Source organism: Butyrivibrio sp. AE2015 (genome assembly GCF_000420825.1).
Lineage (GTDB): Bacteria > Bacillota > Clostridia > Lachnospirales > Lachnospiraceae > Butyrivibrio.
The window spans coordinates 172,106-197,554 of the sequence record NZ_ATVR01000001.1 but is presented as its reverse complement, the minus strand read 5'-3'; the positions used below and the strand labels follow the sequence as shown (position 1 = coordinate 197,554).

At 39.7% G+C, this 25,449-nt stretch carries 19 protein-coding genes and 1 other annotated feature; of the genes, 4 read left to right on the top strand and 15 right to left on the bottom strand.

Features of this window, described 5'->3' with window-relative positions; genetic code table 11:
- Nucleotides 1-142 precede the first annotated feature (142 nt).
- Nucleotides 143-364, top strand: coding sequence for a hypothetical protein (locus G585_RS0100895; protein ID WP_022772315.1), 222 nt, complete (start codon nt 143-145; stop codon nt 362-364).
- On the opposite strand, the gene G585_RS16645 is transcribed toward G585_RS0100895, so the two are convergent.
- The 3 genes from G585_RS16645 to G585_RS18625 form a co-directional block, all read right to left on the bottom strand.
- Complete coding sequence (locus G585_RS16645; RefSeq protein ID WP_022772314.1) at nt 358-2,208, bottom strand: helix-turn-helix domain-containing protein; 1,851 nt, start codon at nt 2,206-2,208, stop codon at nt 358-360. The genes G585_RS0100895 and G585_RS16645 overlap by 7 nt on opposite strands.
- A gap of 80 nt (nt 2,209-2,288) precedes the next feature.
- Nucleotides 2,289-3,449, bottom strand: coding sequence for a toxic anion resistance protein (locus G585_RS0100885; RefSeq protein WP_022772313.1), 1,161 nt, complete (start codon nt 3,447-3,449; stop codon nt 2,289-2,291).
- Between the two features lie 66 nt (nt 3,450-3,515).
- Nucleotides 3,516-4,685, bottom strand: coding sequence for a 5-bromo-4-chloroindolyl phosphate hydrolysis family protein (locus G585_RS18625; RefSeq protein ID WP_022772312.1), 1,170 nt, complete (start codon nt 4,683-4,685; stop codon nt 3,516-3,518).
- 139 nt (nt 4,686-4,824) lie between these two features.
- Between G585_RS18625 and G585_RS0100875 the strand changes: the two genes are divergently transcribed.
- Entirely contained in the window at nt 4,825-5,739 is a 915-nt protein-coding gene (locus G585_RS0100875) for an AraC family transcriptional regulator (RefSeq protein WP_022772310.1), read from the top strand.
- On the opposite strand, the gene G585_RS0100870 is transcribed toward G585_RS0100875, so the two are convergent.
- From G585_RS0100870 to G585_RS0100825, 10 genes are all read right to left on the bottom strand, one after another.
- Nucleotides 5,736-7,190 (bottom strand): Mbeg1-like protein, encoded by a 1,455-nt coding sequence (locus G585_RS0100870; RefSeq protein ID WP_022772309.1) that lies wholly within the window; start codon nt 7,188-7,190, stop codon nt 5,736-5,738. The genes G585_RS0100875 and G585_RS0100870 overlap by 4 nt on opposite strands.
- Before the next feature lie 14 nt (nt 7,191-7,204).
- The gene (locus G585_RS0100865; protein WP_022772308.1) at nt 7,205-7,870 is read right to left on the bottom strand and encodes a hypothetical protein; all 666 of its coding nucleotides are present in this window, start codon (nt 7,868-7,870) and stop codon (nt 7,205-7,207) included.
- A gap of 12 nt (nt 7,871-7,882) precedes the next feature.
- Nucleotides 7,883-9,337, bottom strand: a complete 1,455-nt coding sequence (locus tag G585_RS0100860; protein WP_196802870.1) for an EAL domain-containing protein — start codon at nt 9,335-9,337, stop codon at nt 7,883-7,885.
- A 518-nt stretch (nt 9,338-9,855) separates the two neighbouring features.
- A complete protein-coding gene (locus tag G585_RS0100855; RefSeq protein WP_022772305.1) occupies nt 9,856-12,327 on the bottom strand; it encodes a glycogen/starch/alpha-glucan phosphorylase in 2,472 nt (823 codons plus the stop codon).
- Nucleotides 12,328-12,499: 172 nt separating this feature from the next.
- On the bottom strand, nt 12,500-14,515 hold the full coding sequence (locus G585_RS19815; RefSeq protein WP_022772304.1) for a flagellin N-terminal helical domain-containing protein: 2,016 nt from the start codon (nt 14,513-14,515) through the stop codon (nt 12,500-12,502).
- Nucleotides 14,506-14,880 (bottom strand): hypothetical protein, encoded by a 375-nt coding sequence (locus G585_RS0100845; protein ID WP_022772302.1) that lies wholly within the window; start codon nt 14,878-14,880, stop codon nt 14,506-14,508. Before G585_RS0100845 ends, G585_RS19815 begins: the two co-directional genes overlap by 10 nt.
- Before the next feature lie 18 nt (nt 14,881-14,898).
- The gene (locus G585_RS19650; RefSeq protein WP_022772301.1) at nt 14,899-16,230 is read right to left on the bottom strand and encodes a flagellin N-terminal helical domain-containing protein; all 1,332 of its coding nucleotides are present in this window, start codon (nt 16,228-16,230) and stop codon (nt 14,899-14,901) included.
- 458 nt (nt 16,231-16,688) lie between these two features.
- Nucleotides 16,689-17,174 carry a helix-turn-helix transcriptional regulator gene (locus G585_RS18615; protein ID WP_022772300.1) on the bottom strand — a complete coding sequence of 162 codons (486 nt, stop codon included), beginning with the start codon at nt 17,172-17,174 and terminating at the stop codon, nt 16,689-16,691.
- A gap of 146 nt (nt 17,175-17,320) precedes the next feature.
- Nucleotides 17,321-18,127, bottom strand: a complete 807-nt coding sequence (locus G585_RS0100830; protein ID WP_022772298.1) for a hypothetical protein — start codon at nt 18,125-18,127, stop codon at nt 17,321-17,323.
- A 3-nt stretch (nt 18,128-18,130) separates the two neighbouring features.
- Nucleotides 18,131-18,673, bottom strand: coding sequence for a helix-turn-helix domain-containing protein (locus G585_RS0100825; RefSeq protein WP_022772297.1), 543 nt, complete (start codon nt 18,671-18,673; stop codon nt 18,131-18,133).
- 139 nt (nt 18,674-18,812) lie between these two features.
- On the opposite strand from G585_RS0100825, the gene G585_RS0100820 reads away from it, so the two are divergent.
- Entirely contained in the window at nt 18,813-19,271 is a 459-nt protein-coding gene (locus G585_RS0100820) for a DUF3592 domain-containing protein (protein WP_022772296.1), read from the top strand.
- A gap of 69 nt (nt 19,272-19,340) precedes the next feature.
- Here G585_RS0100820 and ileS read toward each other — a convergent pair whose 3' ends face one another.
- Both ileS and G585_RS0100810 read right to left on the bottom strand, forming a co-directional pair.
- Nucleotides 19,341-22,532: an isoleucine--tRNA ligase gene (ileS, locus tag G585_RS0100815; RefSeq protein ID WP_022772295.1), complete on the bottom strand. Its 3,192-nt coding sequence runs from the start codon at nt 22,530-22,532 to the stop codon at nt 19,341-19,343.
- Nucleotides 22,533-22,665: 133 nt separating this feature from the next.
- Nucleotides 22,666-22,902: a binding site (T-box leader), on the bottom strand.
- Between the two features lie 55 nt (nt 22,903-22,957).
- Entirely contained in the window at nt 22,958-23,644 is a 687-nt protein-coding gene (locus tag G585_RS0100810; RefSeq protein ID WP_022772293.1) for an MIP/aquaporin family protein, read from the bottom strand.
- A gap of 207 nt (nt 23,645-23,851) precedes the next feature.
- Here G585_RS0100810 and G585_RS0100805 point away from each other — a divergent pair, with 207 nt between their 5' ends.
- Nucleotides 23,852-25,417, top strand: coding sequence for a glycoside hydrolase family 28 protein (locus G585_RS0100805; protein ID WP_022772292.1), 1,566 nt, complete (start codon nt 23,852-23,854; stop codon nt 25,415-25,417).
- Nucleotides 25,418-25,449: the final 32 nt, after the last annotated feature.

The window sequence follows — 25,449 nt, the reverse complement described above, 5'->3', positions numbered from 1 at the left end:
TAATAAAATTTTACAGTGCTAAAGAAAAGTGACAGAGTATTTTACAAAAAAACCATAAAAGTAAAATACTCTGTCACTTGAAATCATGTTATTTTTATTTTATTTTTATAAATAAACTAATCTTATTGGGAGGACACAAAAAATGAAAAAAATTAGTAACTTACTTGTTCTTGTACTTGTTATTTTTAATCTCACAATTACTATTTCATTTCCATTCATTACTGTTTCATACAATACAAATACAAACACTGAGACAACAACTGTTTCTGTAAGTGATTTAGTTGGTGAAACATCTGTATCTGAGGAAAATATCGTTACTCTTCAGTCACACTTTCCTACTCATCGCGTAAATGTTAATCAGTAATGCTTCCAATCTTTATCTTCATCAATCATTTGTTTGATTGAAATATAGAAATCTCTATGGACAGAGTTGTTGATAAAATCACATATGCGAATAATTTTATCAATGCTCTGTTCATAATACATCTTGCTTTCTGCTATTATTTTGGCTTCATTTCTTAGCAACATATACATAGCGCCATGTAGTTCAAACAATCTATGACTCTTCAATTCTAACAGAAGTAATTTTTTCGCTATTTCTTCAACCTTTTCAATATTATTTTCATCACTGTATACATCTGCAATCCATATCATTATAGCCTCATAAAATCCATAATTTGCAGGGTATCCTTCGGATTCATGTTCATTGCAATAATTATCCAAAAGCTTCATCAAATGACTGTTTTCATTTTCATCCATAGTGTACTCTACTATGCCCTTTAACAGCATCAGCTCCGCATGAAGAAAATATCCAGCTTCGATTTCGGAAATTGGAATAGACAGAGTCAGTTCCAGATCTTTTTTCATTTTCTCTACATACTGTTCTGTATTAATCTTACCCTCAACCATAAGCAAGTCGTATTTTACACTGTCCCAAACTTGGACATTTGTAGCATAAGAAAAATCTATCATGTTGTTTAATTCATCATATGTTTTTCTAAAATCACTATTTATCGCGTTATTGATGGTGTTGATCAGCAAATGATACTTGTTCAGCACTTCTTTATCAGTTGTGATAATATCTGACCTCGTGTAATCGCAGTTGAGATTAAGTTCTTCCATAATAGGCCTCAACACAGCCTTCTGCGCCGAAATTGCTCCATTTTCAATACGCATTAGTGTCCTGTAAGAGCATTTTACTCTGTCAGCTAGTTCTTCCCTGCTTATCTGAAGCATCTGTCTTCTGGATTTTATTACATCGCCTATACAGTATATATCTGAATCCCTATAGATGTAGCAGTTATAATCCATATGACCTTCGACATCATTCTGGCTATAAATATTTGAAAACAGCTCCAAAAGCCTTTTCGAATCATCATAAACTTCTTCAAGGCCTTTTTCTTTCGATATTCTTAGCTTATCTTCAAGAATCTCAAATATGTAATAGCTTCGGCTCTTCTCTTTTAAGTATTCTAACGCCCTGTCGTATAATTTCATCAAAGAATCTTTATCAACCACATTGTAGTTATCTACCGCTGCAATTCTTCCAAGTGCAACAACACCGGCAGTATAAACCTTTGACTTTCCCATAGCATCCATTGAGGATTTTTCGAGGTGATCGAGTACTGACATACATATTTCTGCAAGCATAGAGATTTCTTCAGTTGAATCTGAGCATTCTGCTCCGGACTCAAAAAATTTAAACAGCAAAAAGTATTCTAAAATCGCCCATACTCCAAATTTCTTTTCTTTTACTTCTTCCAATATCATAGTAAGAGAGCAAGCTTTTTTATACATCTTAAGGACTTCGCACCACGGCGCCTTCCTAAAGTGTAGGCATCTTGCCTTCATGTCATAATAAAACTGAAGCTCTAATTTATTCAGGTTTAGATCTTCATCGAAAATCACCTGATCAATCTGCTCTTCTGCTTCAGCAAATTTTTTGGACTCTATGAGCTTAATAAGCTCCATTCTCTTTTGATATCTTTTGTATTCATCAGGCTGCAAAAAGTCCTCATAGCCTTCTGATGAAATACCCAGTCTGGACATGATACGGTTACGCATCATATAGTCAGGAAGAGTTGTTCCTTTTTCAATCTGCGCCATCATACTCTTTGTATAAAGCCCTTTTCCAGTCTCCTCAAGAGATACGTTTGCCGCTTCTCTGGTCATCTTCATAAATGCATGGAACTTTATGTCGTCTCTCATCCTGTATTACCTTCCCATATAAGTAAAAGGAGCATAGAATCATTGATGGTTCTACGCCCCCTCATTTATATTCTTAAATCTTAGTTCTTTGCAGCTTCCAAAAGCTTATCTTTAAGCTGATTCTCAATCTGAGCAAGCTCTGCCTCGGCTTCTCGACGCTTTGTCTTGCCTTCTGTCTGAATCTTTAACACTTCATCGAGAGTTGAGATAAGAGACTCATTTGTATGCTTAAGAGTTTCAATATCAACAATTCCTCTCTCTGCTTCTTTTGCACTCTCAATAGTAGCTGTCTTAAGTGCATCTGCATTCTTTCTAAGGAGCTTATTGGTCATATCGTTAACTTCGCGCTCTGCCTGAGCAGCCTGAGTTGCATGCTCAATACCAATGGCGATTACCATCTGGTTCTTCCAAAGCGGAATTGTATTTACGATTGTTGACTGGATCTTTTCAGCCATTACTGTGTCAGAACTCTGGACCATGCGGATCTGTGGACCTGTCTGCATTGCAATTGTTCTTGTAAGTTCCAGATCATAGATCTTTTTCTCAAATCTGTCGCACTTGTTAGCAAAGTCTTTTGCCTTCTCAGCGTCCTCAGGAAGACCTGATTCTGCAGCCTTTTTCTGAAGCTCTACAAGAGTAGTGTTTCTCTCTTCTTCAAGTCTCTTTTTACCTGCAAGGATGTACATTGTAAGCTCTTTGAAATAATTGAGGTTAAGATCATACATTCTATCCAAAAGCTCAACGTCCTTCATAAGTGTTACCTGATGCTTCTCAAGTTCGTTACTGATTGTCTGGACATTTGTCTCAACCTTGCTGTATTTGGCCTTTAATGACTCAATCTTGTTGGCACTCTTTTTGAATAATGCCTTTAAGCCTTTTTCTTCCTCTTCAACATCGAAGTTCTTAAGCTGTGTAACAAGGTCAGTGATCATATCACCAACTTCGCCCATGTCCTTGGTCTTGACATTATCAATTGCTTTCTCTGAAAAATCTGCAAGCTTTTTCTGTGTGCCAACACCATAGTTCATGATGCCTGTTGAATTAGAAATATCAATCTGCTTGCTGAACTCATCTACCTGCTTAAGCTCTTCAGCTGAAAGCTGAGCTTCCATCGCAATATTTCCGTTGTCTTTTTTCTCCTCTTCAGGTGCCTTAGCTGTAGCTGTCTGAGCCTGCTCCTCTGCCCCAAATGTCAGTGATGGTGCAGCTGGTGCTGCATCAAATTCTAAATCTACTCCCATTTTTTCCTCCTAAATCCTCATACAATACAATTAACAGCTGATTCGCTGTTCATATCACAATTTTAATCACTCTGACCTTGGCATAGTCTGCATCGCCATGCCGCCTTCACTTGTAAGTCCATCCTGCGCCATCATGGTCTTCATAACAGAAATATCTGAAGAAATATCCCATGCCATATCCTGGAACAGACTGTCTAAAAGCTTCTCAAAAGCTTCATTTATCGTATCCATTGCGGAATCTATCTCATTTTTGGTCTGCTGAACGTTCTCTCCCTGAACCGTCTGTCTATCCAATTCCACATATGCTTCCAAAAGTTTTTTGGTAGTTGGAAGATAATAGTTCATAAGCTTGTGAAGATCATCAGCGCTCTGAGGGTTCTTTTTCACCTGCCCAAAGATCCTGTTCATGATGCTCTCAAGTCTGTAAAGCTTATTAGACATATCTTCCGTATCAGGAATGATATCATTAGTAGCTCTAACGTACTGAATGTATTCCTCACCGTCAGCAAGGATTGCTTCTACTCCTGTAAGGTTTTCTCTGGATCGGCTGTCCAAGTTTATTGCCGCCTTCTGCTGATCAAGCTCTCTTTTTTCTCTCTCAAGTCTGTCTTTCTCAGCACCAAGGTAAAGCTGATAAGCTTCATCTGTTATCATACAGGTTGTTTCTGTAGCATCAAGCCTTGCTCTTGGCAGATAACCTTTTTTTATCATCTTCTTAATATCTTTTAACACTTCAGAATCTGACTTGAGAGCAGCCTTGGCAAGATCTGAGATCTTGAAATATTCGTTGCTACCCACAATATTGCCATACTGATGAAAAAGCTTGGCAAATTTAAGTTTACTTATTCCGGCCAAAACAACTATCGCATTCACTGCCAAAAGACCTGCAGCCGGAATTCCATATGCCATACCTCCCAAAACCCCACCTACAATAGCAAGCGGAAGTATGCACGCAAATATTGAACCCCCAATTATAATATCTAAAAGACCATTATATTTACTGACTTTTTTGGCGAAAAACGGATACTTTTGGGGTTGAGCTGTCCTTGTATAGCTCTGATTCTGATAAGATCTGTTTCCGCTTGTGTATGTTGTTTTTGTTTCAAAGCTTACTGACTTTATGGTGTTTGTAATATCACTGGCAAGCCTGCTATAATCGTTTTTATCTATGGCCGCGGTCACACTTTTTAAAATCTCACCGCTGGCTCTTATTACTTCCTGAGTATTATTATCCACAACTAGCCTCCACTGCATACAGATAAATCGCAAATGCAAGTATATTTTACAGTAAAAGAAATAGACATTCAACTTATGAAAACGCAAATTATACGCATTTATTTATGCTATAATACCGATTAACAGAAAGGATAGACAAATGGAAAAAGCATATAAACTTCTTTTTAATACTGAAGAATCAGATGACCTATATGTATATTGCTGCGGAATGTCCAAAACTGAGGCTCACCATAGCTTTGGCCCAGCGCTCAAACCTCATTTTATGATCCACTACATCATGAGCGGCAAAGGCTCTTTTTCTATTGGCGGAAAAAACTATCCCCTGGAAGAAAATTACGGATTTTTGATCGTACCCGATGAACTGGCTTATTATGTGGCTGATGAGGAAGACCCCTGGACATATACATGGATAGGTTTCGGTGGAAAAAAAGCTGAATCAATTGTTTCGCAGCTCGGCTTATCAGTACAGCAGCCAATATTTAAAAGCGATAAATCCGAAACAATTTACAATCTTATAAAAGATATGATGGACCACAACACTTTCAGTGTTGAAGACGATTTACGTCGAACAGGTCTTTTAGCAATGTTCCTGTCTGTACTCGCTTCAGGTTTAAGCGTCACGCCCAAAAGCGATTCCGGAACAGACAATGACTATGTCACAAAAGCTCAGGCCTTCGTAAGAAGTAATTACTGCAATCCCATAAAAGTAACAGACATAGCGGACTATGTCTGTATCAATCGAAGTTATCTGTATACACTTTTTCAAAATCGTCTTGGGATATCGCCACAGCAGTATCTTTCAAGCTATCGTATTGCAAAGGCTACAGAACTCCTTCAACTGACATCCTTATCCATTGAGTCAATTGCAATTTCCTGCGGCTACTCCGATCCTTTGGTCTTCTCTAAGGCATTCAGGCAGGAAAAAAAGCTTTCGCCATCACAATACCGTAAATCTCTTCCCAAAAGTGATACCAAGGCCGGAAGCAAAGAACACTTAAGGCAGGTTGAGCAGTTTATAAAGGAGCGCTATATGGCCTCAACTGATCCGAACTAAATTTGCGGCTTTATTACAAACAGAAAACTTATTATAAGTATTACTATAAGTATCAGCGCACTTTCAGCAATTAGGCGGATTTTTCTCTTTGAAATAACAAAACCTGATTCTGCTCTTATGACTATGCTTTCATCTTCAGCATTAAGATCCTTTCCACTATAGCGCAGAGGATTGATCTTTCTCATTTTTTGTGCCACCAGAACTAATAGCCCAAACAATTCCTGATGACTTCTTAGAAATTCTGTTATACTCTCCGGTGCATGTCTCATTTTTAATATACTAAGGACTGCACCAGGCTTTTTTCCTATAAATTCCATGAGAATGTCGTGATTGGTTATGAAGTCCACCAGCCCCAGCATTTCTGTGTTAAAACCATTTTGACTGAGCACCTCTCTTAAGGACGCTACTATTTCAGGTTTCTCAGCCTTATATCTGAAAACATATGCAATAAGCTGCGCTGCACTATCTGAGTATTTTTCATCTGAAAAAGCATATATCAAATTATCCGTATTGCCACCCTTGGCATTTACAATAACGTTTCCCAGCATCCTGGCCACTTTTTCTCTGGTGGTCATCCTGACTGACCTGATAAAGCTATTTAACATTTCATCCAGATCCGACATTTTCTTGTCCTGACCGGAAGCTTTCCACACTGACATTCCTCCTATGCTGTCATAAAAAACAATTGCATTTGCGCAATGATTCTCCGCAAATCCCAGCCTTCCATAATTTGTTCCAAGATAAAACTGTTTTTTTCCAACATCATTCAGAAGAATATTTACAAAGTCGCTCTCTGCAATTATATTGGTTATCTTATGCTGATTCTGTCTGATCCTTACTGCATACTTCTGTATAAACTCGTCAGAAAAGCCCTGCCCGTCAAAAGAAAAGCAGCTATCCACACGGTCATCCATGATAGTAATGAATTTTGATTTGTTACCGCCCTTGGAGTGGCCTGTTACTGTAATAATGTCACATCCGCTAAAATCCAATGTTCTGAACCAGGAAAGAGCATTACTCTGATACTCTGTAGGAACCTGATACAATCCTGAAACATTGTCTATCCACTCAGCGTCACTTTGCGTTCCTTTAAATGCCACTATAGCTTCATTACAAGACGGATCAAAAAGATATGCGCTTCTTCCACCACCAGCTGCTTCGCTTTCATAATGGACTTCTTTTATCACTATGTTTTTAAGGTGCTCGTTGGGCCTTATCGCCCACATGATTTCCTTATACTCTGCCCCGGTAACTCCGGTGCTGTATTCTTTATCGTTTTCAATTTGGGCAGCATTTCTAAGAACCCCATTGATGTAATCGCCAATGGTTCTCGATTCCTGATTCTTTGAAAGAAATGTACCTCTTGGACCACCAAGATTTTCACAATACAACAGGTTGTTGATAAGTACAATCTCTTCAACAGTCATATTACTAGCACATTCACCGCCCATACAATAATCCCCTATTAGTGATCCAGTGAAAAACTGTCAGAAAAAAGTCTGTCTTTTACCGGATCAGCTTCAAAATCCTTGATAACTACAATGTATACTTCTCCACAAATACCTTCGTTTTTTAATGCGTTTTCCACTTGCTTTATGGTCTTTTGGTAGTTTTTATCGACTATTTTGGTATCATCCAAAAAAATTTTTATATCATTTCCAGCCAAAATTTTTCCATTCAGAACTTCCTTGGCAGAAATATCCTCTTTGTATTCGTTCCCCAAACACTCCCAAAAACTAATTTCTATCTTGATTATCGGGATTTCCTGTTTGGAAAGTATCTCTTTTAACTGCTTTAATGCTTCATTCTTGATTATTTCCCCATAAAAATCATCCTTTATTTCATACTTATCCCCTATTTCTTTTGATGTGGCAATAAAAGCTGAATCTCTTTCTACTTCCAGGGCCTTATAATACCACTCATTATAATCACGGATGGTTCCCGCCTTGGGATCACATCCTGTTATTTCAAAAGTGTAGGAAGGATATTTTTCTCCCAGATATTTTTTCACTTCTCTCATTTCTTCAAGCAGTTTAATATCTGCGTCACAAAGATTCCCACTCTCTATCTCTTCTGAGCAAAAAGAAATTGCTGCTAATATTCTCTTCTCATCATTCGTTAATTCAACCATATTCTTATCCCCTTATCTCGCCTTACAATATGCCAGTAATTCATTTTTAGTTATTGGCTTGGAAAAATAATAACCTTGAAGATAGTCAACTCCAAGCTGTTTTAATTTCTCAATATGTGCTTTTGTCTCAACTCCCTCAACCAGTATCTTTCTTTTCATCTGCTTCAGCATATGCACACAGCTTTCAAGAATAATCTGGCCCCTTTCACTAAGCTCCGAATCCCAAAGAATACTCTTATCTATCTTCACGATATCAAAATCAAGTGTAAATAGTGAGTGCATGTTGGAATAACCTGTTCCATAGTCGTCCATGGAGAACTGAAACCCGTTTTCTTTCAGTTTTTTTATGACATCACTCAAAAGCTCATAATCATTGGCTGATACAGACTCTGTTATTTCAAAATTGATAAATGACCTTGGAATGTCATACCTATTAACAATATTTAATATCTTTTGAACAAATCCATCACTCATGCACTGGAGAACCGAAAGATTAACATTTATACAGTCCATGCCCATTTTCATGGGTTCTCCGCTTTTAATAAATGCACACACCTGTCTCAGAACAAAATCGTCTATTTCATCGATATATCCTGTCTGCTCCGCTATCGGAATAAATTCATCAGGATAGATATCTCCCAATTCCTTATCATGAAGTCTTATTAGTGCTTCCGCTCCATGGAGCTTAAGTCCATCCATACTGTATGTCGGTTGATAATATACTTCAAATGCGCCCTCTGAAAGTCCTTTTGAGATAGCTTTCTCAACACCTGATCTCCTGATCAAAAAGCCAAGCGCCTCATCTTTTAGTACGGTTCCATCCATATCCTTAGGAATCGGGCACTCTGCCATGTAAAGAACTTCATCTAAAGAACGGATACCACTTGGCACTGAGGACAGCATAATGACTGGCTCAAGTTTTATTGCCATTCCTCCCACAAGCCAGTCATTTTCAAATCTCTCATTAATTTTTTCAGCGATTCTTAATATATCCTTTTCAGCCTTCTTATTACTGTCATACCTAAATATCATGATAATAGTATTGGAATTTACATGATAAATACACTGCCTTGAAACCACTGTCTTTAAGAATGAGCTCACTTCACAAATAATGTCTTCTGAGTTAGATACTCCAGTAAGCCTGCTTATGGCATCAATGTTGCTTATTTTCATGCATATAATGTCAAGACATTTCTTTGTGGCAAGTGCACGAGCAACATCCATTTTCAAGGCATTTCGGTTGTATACTCCTGTCTCTGCATCAATTCGGTCATCTTCATTTTCAACACTCAGCATTACTCCCATTAATGCCAGGGCTTCACAGAAGAGCTCACTCTTTATCCCTATATAAAAATACTGAACAGAAATGCCCAGAAGCGTTATTCCAAAGAAATAAACAAGCGCATATCTGCTGCGTCTTCTCAAAGCTTTCCACGACAGCATCAGATTAACAAACGCTACTATCATAAAGGCCAACGCGATTATATACAGGATTCCTTCAGCCCAGTTCCTGTAAAAGCGCATATTTTCATAATAATATACATAATGAAATATTGGATTTGTGATGACAAAAAAACCACTTACCCCAAAGAGGATAACACTTAGAATTTTGGCGATTACAGGGATTTCAGAACGACTCCCCGTAACCACCATAACATAATTGAACAACGCCGGTGCCAGCGCCGTATGAATCAAAAAATATAAGAATTGAAATACTAGCAGAAGCTCGTAAAACAAATAAAATGAATTCTGATAAGACTCAAAAATCTCACTGCACAAACACGTAAAAGCGTTGATGATAACCAAATTGTTCATCAAAAGAAAGAGCCTATTTTGCTTGAGATCAGTTCTTTTCTGTATTTTGGTATAAACAATTGAGGTCAAGGTCACTAAAATTGCTGCACAATAGAATGCCATGTGAAACAAATTATCATATGTCATTGATTTGCCCTCGCTAATACAACACTCAACGCCTACTTCCGGTATTACATTTCAAGCTTATCAAGATGCCATACATCGTCAACATACTCCTGAATAGTTCTGTCAGATGAGAATTTTCCGCAGCTGGCAGTATTAAGAAGTGCCATTTTTGCCCAACGCTTCTTATCCTGATATGCATCAGATATTCTCTTCTGGGCTTCAAGATATGACTCAAAGTCCTTAAGGATAAAGTATTGATCTGCCTTGTTGGAATTAACTGTGTTTAAAAGGCAGTTATAAAGCGGTCTAAAGAGCTCTCTGTCTTTAGAAAAAGTTCCATCTACCAGCATATCAAGAACTTTCTTCACATTAGGATTGCTGTTGTAGATGTCCATTGGATTGTAGCCGCCATTTCTCTCATAATCCATAACTTCCTGCGAAGTAAGACCAAAGATAAATGCATTCTCTTCACCAACTTCGTTAACAATCTCAACATTTGCTCCATCAAGAGTTCCAAGAGTTACTGCTCCGTTAAGCATCATCTTCATATTACCTGTACCGGAAGCCTCTTTTGAAGCGGTAGAAATCTGCTCTGATACATCTGCTGCCGCAAATATAAGCTCTGCATTTGAAACTCTGTAGTCCTCAATAAATACAACTTTGATCTTTCCACCAATATCAGGATCATTATTTACAACATCGGCTACTGCATTGATTAGCTTGATAGTAAGCTTTGCTGTAAGGTAACCGGCTGCTGCCTTGGCGCCAAAGATATATGTTTTTGGATAGAAGTCTTTATTAGGATGTGTCTTGATATCGTTATACTTATGAATAACCTGAAGGATATTAAGGAGCTGCCTCTTGTACTCGTGAAGTCTTTTTACCTGAACATCAAAGATTGACTTAGGATCAACTTCAACTCCGTTGTGTTTCAGGATATATTTGGCAAGGCGCTTCTTATTCTGAAGCTTGATATCCATAAACTCCTGCTGAGCTTTCTTGTCGTCAGCAAAAGCTTTGAGTTTCTCCATCTGTGACAGGTCAACGATCCAGTCATCACCAATCTTTTCTGTTACCCAGTCAGCCAAAAGAGGATTGGCATGCATAAGGAATCTTCTCTGGGTGATACCGTTTGTCTTATTGTTGAATTTCTCAGGCATCATCTCATAGAAATCCTTAAGCTCTCTCTTTTCAAGGATCTCTGTGTGGAGCCTTGCAACACCGTTAACTGAGTGTCCGCCTACAATCGCAAGATGCGCCATCTTAACCTGGTTGTCATAGAGAATAGCCATGCTTCTGATCTTGGCCTGAACATCGATTCCTGCTGAACCCGAGTACTGGCGCATGATCTGATCAACAAATCTTCTGTTGATCTCATCAACAATCTGATAAATTCTGGGAAGAAGTCTCTGGAACAGGTCTACAGGCCACTTTTCAAGAGCTTCTGCCATGATCGTATGGTTGGTGTAGCAGCAGGTCTTGGTTGTTACATCCCAAGCCTCATCCCATGAAAGATAGTATTCATCCATGAGAAGTCTCATAAGCTCAGCAACTGCAACAGTTGGATGCGTATCATTGAGCTGGAATACATTTTTTTCATAGAACTTTCTAATGTCCTCATGATGTTTTAGATATCTCTGAAGAGCAGTCTGAACTGAAGCAGATATAAAGAAATACTGCTGCTTAAGTCTCAGCTCCTTTCCTGCAATATGATTATCATTTGGATAAAGAACTTCACATAGCTGGCTCGCAAGATTCTCCTGCTCAACAGCTTTCTGATAATCACCCTTATCAAAAGAATCAAGCTGGAAGCACTGAACCGGCTCTGCATCCCATATTCTGAGGGTATTGACCACTCCGTTTCCATATCCAACAACCGGAAGATCATAAGGAACAGCTCTTACCACCTGATAGCCTTCCTGCTTGAACATGGTTCTTCCACGCTCGTCTGTATACATATTTACATAGCCGCCAAACTTAACTTCTTTAGCGTACTCATTTCTTCTAAGTTCAAATGGATTGCCGTTCTCAAGCCATGTATCAGGGACTTCTACCTGATAACCATCCTGAATTTTCTGGCGGAACATTCCATATTTATATCTGATTCCACAACCATAAGCAACGTATCCAAGAGTTGAAAGAGAGTCCAAAAAACATGCGGCAAGTCTTCCAAGTCCACCATTTCCAAGGGCTGGGTCCGGTTCCTGATCCTCAATGAGATTAAGATCGATATTTAGCTCTTCAAGAGCTTCTTTTACCGGCTTATATGCCTGAAGGTTTATCAGGTTATTTCCAAATGCCCTTCCCATAAGAAATTCCATTGACATGTAGTACACGATCTTGGGGTCCTGCTCAGCTGCTTTTTTCTGTGTAGTCATCCAATGATCTACAATTGCATCCTTTATGGCATAGGCTGCTGCCTGGTAAAGCTCTTGCTCAGTAGCTTCTTCCATGGTCTTTCTGTAGAGGGTCTTTACGTTGTACTGAACACTTCTTTTGAATAGATCCTTATCAAACTTTAGTGGTTTTTTCTTCATGTTGCCTCCTCATAGAACTGATTGCATTCCATATTTTTATTTCATAAAAAAAAATGGTATACGAAATAATTTTACCGCATATCCGTATATAATTCCATAAAATCCAACAAAAAAGACATAAAAAAAGCCTCCGGACTTCCCTGTCCATGAGGATTCACATTTGTTTTTATTATTATTGTAATAACGCTAACACTCCCTGATTTGTCTGATTGGCCTGCGCCAGCATCGCCTGCCCCGCCTGCTCAAGAATCTTTTGATTTGAATATCTGACCATCTCCTCCGCCATATCCGTATCGCGGATCAGAGACTCAGCGCTCTGGGTGTTTTCTACTACATTGTCCAGATTCTTTATGGTGTGATCAAGTCTGTTCTGAAGTGATCCGTAGTAGCTTCTGACACTGTTTACATTCAAAAGTGCTTTTTTTACTGTATCAATTGTTGACAGGGCCTTGTCCCTGGTTGAGATATCGAATACCCCGTATTCGGTAAGGGCGTCTAGGCTGATATTGAAGCGCTTTAGTTCTATTCTGTCTGTCGGCGAGTTCTCTGATCCGACCTGTAAGTATAGAAGACCATTTCCCTCAGGATTATCACCGCCACTACCGCTTCCTCCGCCACCTCCACCTGTAGTTCCGGGCTCTTTTTCTGGGATTGTATATCCTGTGCCAAAATAATTGGCATATTTGGTGTTATCTGAATTTATTATGTAGTTCTGAGCGCTTGTACTTAAGCTCGAAGGTGCAAATACCGTTGCTTCTGATTTTGAAAGATCATCAAATATGGACCCAGCTCCTGTTGTTCCTTTTGCAGCTAAAAGATTCTTAATAAAAGCCAATGGTTCTGCTGCCCCGGACTTTACCGCATTTTCAAAAGCTGATTGGCCGCCTGCGTAATTAGTCAGGTTCTTGATTGCCGTATCAAAAGAGGCCGGTGTGGTTGCCATATAGTTCATTAGTTTATCAAGACCACTTGCTATATTGGCCGATGTTACCGCTGTATTTCCATATTTTGCAGAAACGGCATAGCCAAGGTACATTGTGGCAAGATACCCTGCTCCATATGGGCCAAAACCGCCAGACTGCTGCGTTGTCTGCGTGAGCACTGACATATAATTCGTTATAGCTGCATCTGTAGATGAACTGTTCAAATAATTGGAAACCCAGCCGTTATCACCACTTGACGTCTGAGCTGCACCCTCAACAAACCAAGCCGGGAATCCGGAAAACATTCCGGATGTAAGTGTGTCATACATTGCGAGATGGGTCATTTCATGGGCTATTACTGCCGCCAGGTCGGCCTTTTGTGCATCAGTCATCGATGAATAGTTGGACATCGAATAGTCTGATGAATCTACTGTCATCCAGTAAGTCATTGTTGTAGAAGTCCCGTTACTTGAAATTTCCAAGGAAGCACTTGCTAAAGTATTGCCGGCTTCATCGATATTTGAGAGGTTTAATCCCACCTGAATTGTCTGAGATGCTGCATTTGTAAAAAGACTTGGAAAATTATCATACAGATTTGCTACTGCATTAGCAGCTGCATCTTTGATAAACTGTGCAAAAGCCGTATCTGCATAGGTTGTATCCTGGCCAACTGCAGAGCTTTCCTGAAGAGCCACCTTATTGCCACTGTTATCCACGAAATCAACGGTTATTTCTATGGTACTTCCATTTGGAAATCCTAAAGCAACCTTGTTACCTGCAGTAACTGTATTGGGAGCATATCCATCATCTGCGAATATGTCAATGTTATTAAACTGCGTAGTAGAATGCACTCTGTCAATTTCTTCGCCAAGTTTTTTAAGTTCCTGATTGGCATGATTTCTGTCATCATTCAAAAGAGTATCATTAGCAGCTTTTACAGCAAGCACATTAGCTCTTTGAAGCATGTCACTAACTTCATTTAGCGCCCCGTCTGCAATCTGGCACCATGAAACGCCGTCCTGCGCATTATCAGACGCCTGAGTAAGACCTCTTATCTGCCTTCTCATCTTTTCCGAAATAGCAAGTCCTGCCGCATCATCAGCCGCTCGATTGATCTTGTATCCCGATGAAAGCTTTTCAGATGATCTGGCTGTAAGTCCGGTTGAAATATTCAGTTGTCGGTTAGCATTTATACCTGCTATATTATGCTGAACAACCATCTGATTTGCTCTGACCTGACCCTTTGCTCCATTAACTAATCCCAATGCCCTACTACAGTTAATTCCATTTTTCTTTTACAGATTGGGCAGGCGTGATCCTCAGTTAATAAGTTCACTTCGCTTCCGCATCTGCACTTTGATCTGTATACCCCGCTCTTTCCATCAGCTGAGTTTAAAGTCAGCACTCCACATTCCACTATTTTTTTACAGGAAGGGCACCAGGCTGCTTCTTTTCTAACAAACCAGGTCATTCCCTTATTTCTATCAAGCGTATTCTTGAGTTTTTGGGTCATTCCCTTATTGAACAGGATATCTATTATCTCGATGTTGCAAAATCTTATCCCTGCTCCTATTTTTATATCCTGCTCGATATTGCAGTTTTTACACCTTATCTTTACTATATTTCCCATTGTTTCCCCCTGGCCATATCACTGAAGAAGTGCCATTACACCCTCCTTGCTCTGATTAGCCTGCGCAAGCATTGCCTCTCCTGCCTGCTTCAAAATGTTATTATTTGAATTCTTAACCATTTCAGCAGCCATGTCCGTATCTCGTATCTCAGATTCAGAATCCTGTGTATTCTCTACTACATTGTCCAGATTTTTGATAGCATGCTCAAGGCGATTCTGGTAGGAACCCATACGGCTTCGCTGCTCGCTGACAAACCCCAGGCCTTCCATTACACTATCTATTGCCTCAAGTGCCTTTTTCTGGGTTAAAACACTGAGTGAATCTATTTTACATGTCTTTGCACTTATATATGGCAGTTCAATTGCTATCAGATTTTCAGAGGTTTTATCTGAACCCACCTGAAGAATTAAGTCTCCGCCTTTATCATCTATTGTCTGCTTTTCAGTTGCCACACCATTTCCAAATTCTCCCCTTCCTGTGCCCGGTTTTGGTTTTGCAGTAGTTCTATTATCGTGAATATACAGCGTTCCATCTCCACCATTTTTGAACGTTGTGAAATGGCCAGTATTAAGTGAAGCTATCTTTGAAACTAAATCATCTGCCGAGTTACAGTCAGAGATATCAACGTTAAAGATATAGTGATTCCCACTTGTTTCCTTGCTATCTCCTTCTCCAACGTTAAACTTTATGCTGTAATGATTTGTACATGTACAACATGTAGTATAAAAACCTGTCCCATCCAGCTCGTTTTTCTTATCTTCAGATCCGTCAAAAGAGCTGAAGTCTACCTTGGATGACACATATGAATTTTCCCCCTCAGTATATGTTCCGGACATATATCCGCCATCATTATCTGAAATTGCAGCCCATGAAGGCATTTGAGTATTTGTATCAATATCTACATCACTACCTGTATCCGTCTCACCTGTAATTTTTCCTTTTAAGACATATTTTTCATTAAATTTTGTTTTTCCGCTTATCGCGTCTACTTCCTCTTTAATCTTGTTTATCTCTAACTGAAGATATGCCCTGTCCTGCTGTGTCATTGTGGCATTTGCTGCCTTTACAGCAAGTTCATTGCATCTTTGCAGCATGTCCTCAACTTCTGCCATTGCGCCATCTGCAATCTGAACAAGGGAAATGCCATCCTGTGCATTAGCTGACGCCTGTGACAATCCTCTTACCTGTCTTCTCATTTTTTCGGAAATTGCAAGATTCGCTGCATCATCAGCAGAACGATTAATCTTATAACCAGAAGACAGCTTTTCAGACGACTTAGACTGCATCCAAGTCGTCATTCCAAGCTGTCTATTAGAATTTGTAGCTGTTAAATTGTGCTGAATTACCATGGCAAAGATCCTTCTATTATCCCACTAAAGTCGGGGTTTCCTAAACACAAGCATCCTTGCATGTAACGCCGCATCCTTACGGCTATTAATAATATCGGATACATTTGAATAAAAATTACAGTAATATAAAAAAAAGACGGTACTTTTGTACCATCTTTTTTCATAATGTATATAATAATTTAATAATCCAAAGTAGTAGTGCGGCCATTTCTAGCAGCGATCAGCCAGGCACCGGAGAAGAACTCTCATGATTTCCACATATGGTCTTTTCATATCTTTCCCCACCGCGCCTTAGCGCATCGTATACTCTATCACACGTCCGTATCTCACACAATTGGCACGCCGTACAAAAAAATGTGTATTAATTATGTATATAACGTTTACTATTGGCTTTAAAACTTATCATTTTATCGTGCACTTACGAATCGATAATATTCTTATCGTTATTTTGCACAATTTCAATCTTCATTACGCCTCTCACTCTTCACAAGAAGTCTTAGGCCTTCTGTAGCTAACATTTTCCCTTTCGGGGAGAGGAGGTGATAATAATACACCAGCTCAATATCGTCCGGATCCATCCACTTCTTTAATTCTCTGTCAGTCATATCCTCGCAATTGTTTATAAATTCAACATAAAGCGGATCAAGTGATGAAGATGCAGGATTATCAAAAAGCATCCCATCAAAGCCTGCTTTTCCTTCTACACTTAGTCTCTTATATTTTTCACTATCAGAGATTGCTGAAAGCCTCACCAGATCTATGAGTGGATATTTATAAAGACGGGACAATTTTTCCAGAACATCATTAGACGGCCTCGTAAATCCGGTTTCATAATGAGAATAATTAGCTCTTGTAGTCCCAATGTATTTGGCTACGTAACTCTGAGTATAATGATCTCTTTTTCTTAACATTCTAAGATGTTTTGTTAATGGTGTATCCGCCATGATAATCTCCCAAAGTGCTTAATTATCAATATATCTATATAATTAAGGCTAGCTCAGGAAATATCAAAATGTAATAGCTTGATATGATTATTATCATTTTGCGCAAAAATGATATGTATTTTATCCTTTTAGATTGTAGTATTTCTTCATTTAAAAAGATATTTATATCTTCTTTTCATCTCCAGAATCACCTCCGCAGCACGCTCTTTTTCCTCGACAGTATAATCATTATCCATAAAGCAAGCATCTTTTACATCTTCTTGTGAGAAGCAAAAAGAAATATTTTGTCCATAAAGCTTTTCTGATATTTCGAGCTGTTCCTCAAAAGAAGTTGAAAAAGTTTTAGCATTCGCATCATTTATCATTTCATATAAATCTCCGTTCAAAGGATAATCCATCTTTGTATCTGAAAGAAGGCCTGCTCCATTATCAAATACCGGACACAATCTAAACTCATGCTTATCATTCATAAGAACTGCTATATTATGCGTATGTCTGTCTTCATTAAGGAATAGCGCATCAATAGTAAGCAATTTGTTCATATAAGCCCCAAAACCTGTAAGCCCTGTAATGCGCTCGGTCTGATTAACTATCAGTTTTAGTCTTTCTTCATGGCTCTGAGTTCGATATATCAACTTATTAAGCGACTCTCCAAAATTATCCGCAAAAAGCCTTTCAAGAGTAATTAATTTCCATCCATCGGTGAAATCAATGCTTTTACAGCCTCTATAAGTATTTCCCTTATAACCTATTGTCTCAAAGTCATAGCTCACATACTCATCTTTTTCAAGGGATGATTTTGTTAAAAGAGCTGATATTACACATTCTGCCAATCCCTCATAGCCCATATTATCAGCCTTGTACCACACCCCATCTCTCTCAAATTTGAGTTGATTACCTTTTGAAGACTTTCGATTTTCTGTTTTTATATCTTTATCAAAAAGCTCTACCATGCCTTACCACTCCAATTTTATCCAAAAGTCATCGTCAGCCATACGGCCTTGAGTTTTCTCAATTATCATGATTGGATCATAAAAAGGTATGTCTAATCTTTTTAGCTCTAGTTTGATTTTATCCCTGCTCTCCGGAAAACACCTGGATTTTATAAACTCTACATATTCGTCATAGGTGGGCTCAGTATTAACTCCAAATGCTCTATACAATGGATTGGAAATATAGTTGTGAATTAACACCTTCTTTTCCATCTCGTCAACATCAATTATTGTGCACACGAAATCATGATACATGTACCACAAACGCATTTTGTATTTTTTCTGTGGAACCGAAAGATCTTCCGCCAATCCATGATTCTTTATAATTAAATCTGATAACACCGTAATAGGACCCGTTATTTGTTCATCTGTAGATTCCCATCTTTCAACTGTACGCTTCGAAACATTTACAAACTCCGCAAATTCTTTTTGCGTCATTCCCAAAATCTCTCGCACGAGCTTTATTTCTTCTGCGGTTACTCCTGTAGGAGTTATGTACTTTGACATAGCTTAGTCCTCCATAAATTATTATTACCACATTTTTGTCGGTTGTTCAACTTAATTTTACCGTCAAAAATGTGGTAATAATAATTGTTTTTCCCTATCAGGTAAAGTGGTATTATCTTCTAGGAGGTGAAAAAAAGTTATGTTACTAACAATTGCAAGCATCGTTTTTACTATGAAAATCAGCACCACAATGATAGTTGGTATGGGACTTATAGCTGGGGGAGCTCTTTTTTCCTATATCGCATACAGAATAGTAAAGTCTACTAAAGAGATGATCAAAAATTGCAGCGGCGCATGCACCGGTAAAGTCATTGATTATTATAATGACACTGACCACGAAGGCCACAGAATATACATACCTGTTGTTCAGTATGAAGTGGGCGGCACGGAATATACTATAGAAGGTAGCCAAAGCCACCTGGAAGAGAATCTTCCTCCAATCGGAGATATTTTGCAGATTCTATATAATCCTCAAAATCCGAATCAGGCGTATACTGCTACAAATTTTACTGGCGAAAAGATAACTTCTACAATATTTATTATCACCGGCATCATTCTTTTCCTGGTTGGATTTTTCATTTTATTTTTCAGTTTGTAAACTCTTTTTGTAAAAAGAAACACCCTATAGAGCAATGCCTGGCATTAACTCTATAGGGTGTATTTATTATCAAACTTTCTCTACGCCGATTGTAACTTTCTCGCCGTTGATATCCCACTCTTTTGCATTTGCTACATCAGAGCCATAGACAATCTCATTAGCAAGAACCTTTGTTGAGATACTGCTTTCATTAGCCTTTATGATCTCAGCAAGCTTGTCATTGCCGTTTAAGGAAACCTTGATGTGATCCATAACTTCGAATCCTGAATCCTTACGCATTGTCTGAACCTTACTGATCACTTCAAGTACGAAACCTTCATTCAAAAGTTCTTCTGAAAGGTTTGTATCAAGAACAACTGTGATACCCCAGTTCTCCTGAGAAATGAAGCCTTCCTTCTGAGCCATCTCAATGAGAAGATCTTCCTTAACAAGCTCTACATCAACGTCATTTACTGTGAACTTGATGCTTCCGCCTCTGTTAAGCTCATCCATTGTGGCATTTCCATCAAGGCCTTCAAGATAACTCTTGATAGCTCCGATGTTCTTACCATACTTAGGTCCTAAGGTCTTAAGCTGTGGCTTGAATGTATAGCTTGTGAAATCACGAACATCGTCTGTAAAGCTTACATTCTTAACATTGAGCTCTTCTCTGATGATCTCAGTATAGAACTCGCCAACAGTCTCTTCTGCTTTTACATACATCTGACCGATTGGCTGACGATTCTTGATGTTTGCTGCATTTCTTGCTGCACGTCCAAGAACAACAATATCAAGAACTTCTTCCATATCTTTCTCAAGCTTTGTATCGATCATGCTCTCATCAACCTCAGGGAAATCGCAGAGGTGGATACTTTCAGGAGCATCCTTGAAGCTATTTCTTACGAGGTTCTGATAAATCTCCTCAGTCATGAATGGAACCATAGGAGCTGCTGCCTTACATACAGTTACAAGTGCTGTATAAAGAGTCATGTAAGCAGAAATCTTATCCTGCTCCATTCCCTTAGCCCAGAATCTTTCACGTGAGCGACGTACATACCAGTTAGACATCTCGTCTACAAAGCCATCAAGTGCCTTGCCAGCTTCAGGAATACGATAGTTTGCAAGGTTCTCATCTACAGCCTTTACGCAGCTGTTAAGCTTTGAAAGAAGCCACTTATCCATAACTGTGAGCTTATCTGTCTCAAGCTTATAGTTTGCAGCATCGAATCCATCGATGTTTGCATAAAGTGTAAAGAACGCATATGTGTTCCAAAGTGTTCCAAGGAACTTACGCTGTCCTTCCATAACGGCATCTCCAGAGAATCTGCTAGGAAGCCATGGAGCACTGTTAGTGTAGAAGTACCATCTGATAGCATCTGCGCCATATTTTTCAAGTGCATCGAAAGGATCAACTGCGTTGCCCTTTGACTTACTCATCTTCTGTCCGTTCTCATCCTGCACAAGGCCGAGTACTATAACATTTTTAAATGCAGGTTTGTTGAAAAGAAGTGTTGCCTCTGCGTGAAGTGAGTAGAACCATCCTCTTGTCTGGTCTACAGCCTCTGAAATAAACTCAGCAGGGAACTGCTTCTCGAAGAGTTCTTTATTCTCAAATGGGTAGTGAAGCTGAGCAAATGGCATTGCTCCTGAATCGAACCAGCAGTCGATAACTTCTTTTACCCTGTGCATCTTCTTGCCGCACTTAGGACATGTGATCTCAAATTTATCAATATATGGTCTGTGAAGCTCACAAGTTTCTGCTGAAGGATCTCCTGAAAGCTCAGCGAGTTCTTTCCTTGAACCAACAGAAAGCTGATGTCCACAATCATCACACTCCCAGATATTAAGAGGTGTTCCCCAATATCTGTCACGTGAGATGCCCCAATCCTGGATATTCTCAAGCCAGTCACCAAAACGTCCCTTACCGATTGACTCAGGAACCCAGTTGATCTCTTTATTGTTGCGGATAAGGTCATCCTTAACTTCTGTAACTTTGATGAACCATGATGAACGAGCATAGTAAAGAAGTGGTGTTCCACATCTCCAGCAGTGAGGATAATCATGCTCCATCTTTGGTGCACCAAAGAGAAGTCCTCTCTTATCAAGGTCTTTTAATACCTCTGGATCTGCGCTGATAGCACCCTCATCCATTTCCTTCTGTGTAGGCTTACATCTCATGCCAGCAAAAGGAGTTTCAGGTTTAAGGCGTCCCTCTGAATCAACCATCTGAACAAGAGGAGCATCATACTTACGACCAACTCTTGCGTCATCTTCACCGAATGCAGGAGCGATATGTACAATACCTGTACCATCTGTCATAGTTACATATGTATCGCAGTAGATAAAGAAGGCCTTCTTGTGCTGTTTCTCTGTCTCATCAGCTGCGCACTGATAAAGTGGCTCATACTCTTTGTACTCAAGGTCTGTACCAACGTATGTCTCAAGAACTTCATAAGCCTTTTCGCCTTCTTCTTTTGCAAGGCTTCCAAGTACGTTATCTGCAAGTGCCTGAGCAAGATAGTATACGTTGCCATCTGCTGCCTTAACCTTGATGTATTTCTCATCAGGGTTTACGCAAAGTCCGATGTTTGAAGGAAGTGTCCAAGGTGTTGTTGTCCATGCAAGGAAGTAAGCATCCTCGCCCTTAACCTTGAAACGAACGATAGCTGAACGCTCTTTTAATGTCTTATAGCCCTGTGCAACCTCGTGTGATGAAAGAGGTGTGCCACAACGAGGACAGTAAGGAACTACCTTAAAGCCCTTGTATAAAAGACCTTTCTTCCAAATCTCATTAAGAGCCCACCATTCAGACTCAATGAAATTGTCATCGTATGTGATATATGGGTGTTCCATATCAGCCCAGAATCCGACTGTGCCTGAGAAATCTTCCCACATTCCTTTATATTTCCAAACAGATTCCTTACATTTTTTGATGAAAGGCTCCATTCCGTACTCTTCGATCTGCTCTTTGCCATCAAGACCAAGCATCTTCTCAACTTCGAGCTCAACAGGAAGACCGTGTGTATCCCAACCAGCCTTACGTGGAACTGTATATCCCTTCATTGTACGGTATCTCGGGATCATATCCTTGATAGCACGGGTAAGAACGTGTCCGATATGTGGCTTACCATTGGCTGTTGGCGGGCCATCATAGAACATATACATTTCACCCTTACTTCTGGTGTCAACACTCTTCTGGAAGATGTTTTCTTTTTTCCAGAATTCTTCAATCTTTTTCTCTCTGCCGACGAAATTCATGTCAGTTTCGACTTTTGTGTACATAATTTGCTCCTTTCATCATTACTGGGATTCTCACTAAGCTCGACATAGTCTCGCTAAGTGTTCACCCATGGCTCACACCAGGCTCGATAATACCTCGCCAGGTGCTCTGCTCAAAAAAAAGCCCCGTCCTTGTAAAAAGGACGAGGCTGTAATTACACTCTCGTTATACCACCTGTTTACACATACGCGCCATTTAAAATGGTTGAATACGCTTCCCGTTAACGATGGGATACTCGTCAGGATCTACTATAGGTTCAATCCTGCAGCTCAGAAGTGATTTTCGATAGCGCCTACTCGCACCGGCTCACACCAACCGCCGGCTCTCTGAAAGCTTTCATACACTGCCTACTGTCTTCGTCACAGCTTTTTTATTCTTAATAACGTTCATATAATACTACTTATTTTTTTACCATGCAAGATAAAAATTACTCTTCAAGATAATTATACAAAAGAGCTGCAATTGCTGCCCCTGCAAGTGGTCCAACAATGAATACCCAAAGGCTTGCAAGAGGTGCTGAATTTCCTGTAAATGCTGCAAATAATGCAGGGCCAAAACTTCTTGCCGGATTTACAGATGTTCCGGTAAGTCCGATTCCAAGAATATGAACAAGAACAAGAGTAAAGCCTATGATAAGTCCGCCAAAAGAGCCGTGACCTGCTTTATCTGATGTAACACCGAGAATAGTAAATACAAATACAAATGTAAGAACTATCTCAACGCAAAGACCTGCCAAAGGATTGCCATTTACACCGGCCAGCCCGTTTGCGCCAAATCCTCCTGTCTTATCAGTCACGCCGCCAACTCCAAAGATAATTGCCAGGATCCCTGATCCGATTATTGATCCCAATACTTGAGAGATCACATAACCGATGAAATCATTAAGTGATAACCCGCCTCTCATAAATACACCGAGTGAAACTGCCGGATTGATATGGCACCCTGATATATTACCAACACAATAAGCCATGCCAACGATAGTCAGACCAAAAGCAAGCGCAGTCAGAAGATATCCACTGCCATTTGCTGCGTCGCACCCGACAAGCATCGCTGTTCCACAACCAAGCACTACTAATACCGCTGTCCCAATACACTCTGCTAAATATTTCTTCATACCTTTTCCCTCCTGATGTAAAAAATTGCCGCCCCATCGGCAAATTTCAAGCTACAACTGTATTATAACCCTTTTGTTTAGGATTTTGCATATTATTTTAATGTTTTTTCGTATGGTTGAAACTGCGTGATTTAAGGTCATTTTCAGATAGATTCATTTTTTCTCTGCACGTATGATGGATTTATACATTAGAAAAGAGGATTTCCTATGAGTATTTGTTTTGATTTTCTTTTAGATTACAGAGTTGCCGATACCTTCGCAGAAATCTTTTGGGATCTTCCGCTAGATGCAGATCCTGCTTGTGAGTACCTGGTGGTAAATGCCGAGACTCTTGACACCATAAAGACTAATAAGACCCACGCTTCTCTCACAGGTCTTACTCCTGATACTTCCTATGGAATATCGGTTTATATCGTATATTCTCCTGATAAGGATGGATCAGGCAAAAAAGATCCGGTTCTTCTGGGGGATCTTAAGATCCACACCAAAAAAACACGTGAGAGGATCGACATCACAAAAGCTCCGTACTATGCGGTAGGCGACGGAAAAACATTAAACACCGATGCTATCCAGGCCGCTCTCGATGCCTGTGATGAAAAGACATCTCTCTATATTCCCGCCGGAACATTTTTGACAGGCGCTCTAAATGTTCATTCAGACACAGAAATATACCTTGATGAGGGAGCTCTTTTGCAGGGATCTGAAGAGCCTTTCGACTATCTTCCCAAGATAAAGAGCCGCTTTGAAGGTTATGAAATGGAGTGCTACAGGAGCCTTCTTAATATGGGTGAGCTCGATCATGACGCCGGATACAATTGCGAAAATGTACTGATTCATGGAAAAGGAAGCATCATGGGCGGCGGAGCTACTCTTGCGAAAGCCATCGCCAGAATTGAGGGGGAGCGCTTAAAAGACTACATCGCATCTCTCGGAGATAAGATAAAAGAATATGAAAAGCCGGAGACCATTGCCAGCAGATTTCGCGGAAGACTCATCAACATGAGCAACTGTCAGAACATTTGGATCCATGGCCTCACCCTTGGATACGGACCTTCCTGGAATCTCCACTTCATCTATTCCGACAGAGTCGTAACTGACCACTGCATTTTGAAATCTGAAGGCGTCTGGAATGGAGATGGCTGGGACCCCGATTCATCAACAAACTCAACGCTATATGCCTGCGAGTTCTACACAGAGGATGATTCAGTAGCTATCAAATCAGGCAAAAATCCTGAAGGAAACGTAATAAACAGACCTACCAAACACATTCGAGTTTTTGACAGTATCTGTCACTTTGGCCATGGCCTTTGCATAGGAAGTGAAATGTCCGGAGGCGTTGAAGATGTAAGGCTTTGGGACTGCGATATGGGGCCCACCTGGTCTGGAATTGAGATTAAAGCCACAAAAAAGCGAGGCGGATATGTTAAAAATGTCCTTGTAAGAGATATAACTGCTTCTCACATTCAAATGCATTCTGTTGGCTACAACGATGATGGCGAAGGCTCAAAAGTACCTCCGGTACTAGGCTTTTGTCACTTTGAAAGACTCCATATCCTAGGGCGCTATCTCGACAACAATGCCGGCAAAAATGAGTGGCACGACTGCCCATCAATTCTCCTGTGTGGATTTGATGAGCCCGGTTACGAGATAAAAAATATCTCTTTCAAAAATATAACTATGGAAAATCCTGCAGAAGGTGCAGACAGCATTCATATGGAATACTGTGAGAATGTTTCTTTTGAAAATATAAAAAGCGTTCCACGCATTAAATAATAAATAGAAAAAAGCTTACCTATGTGACAAGG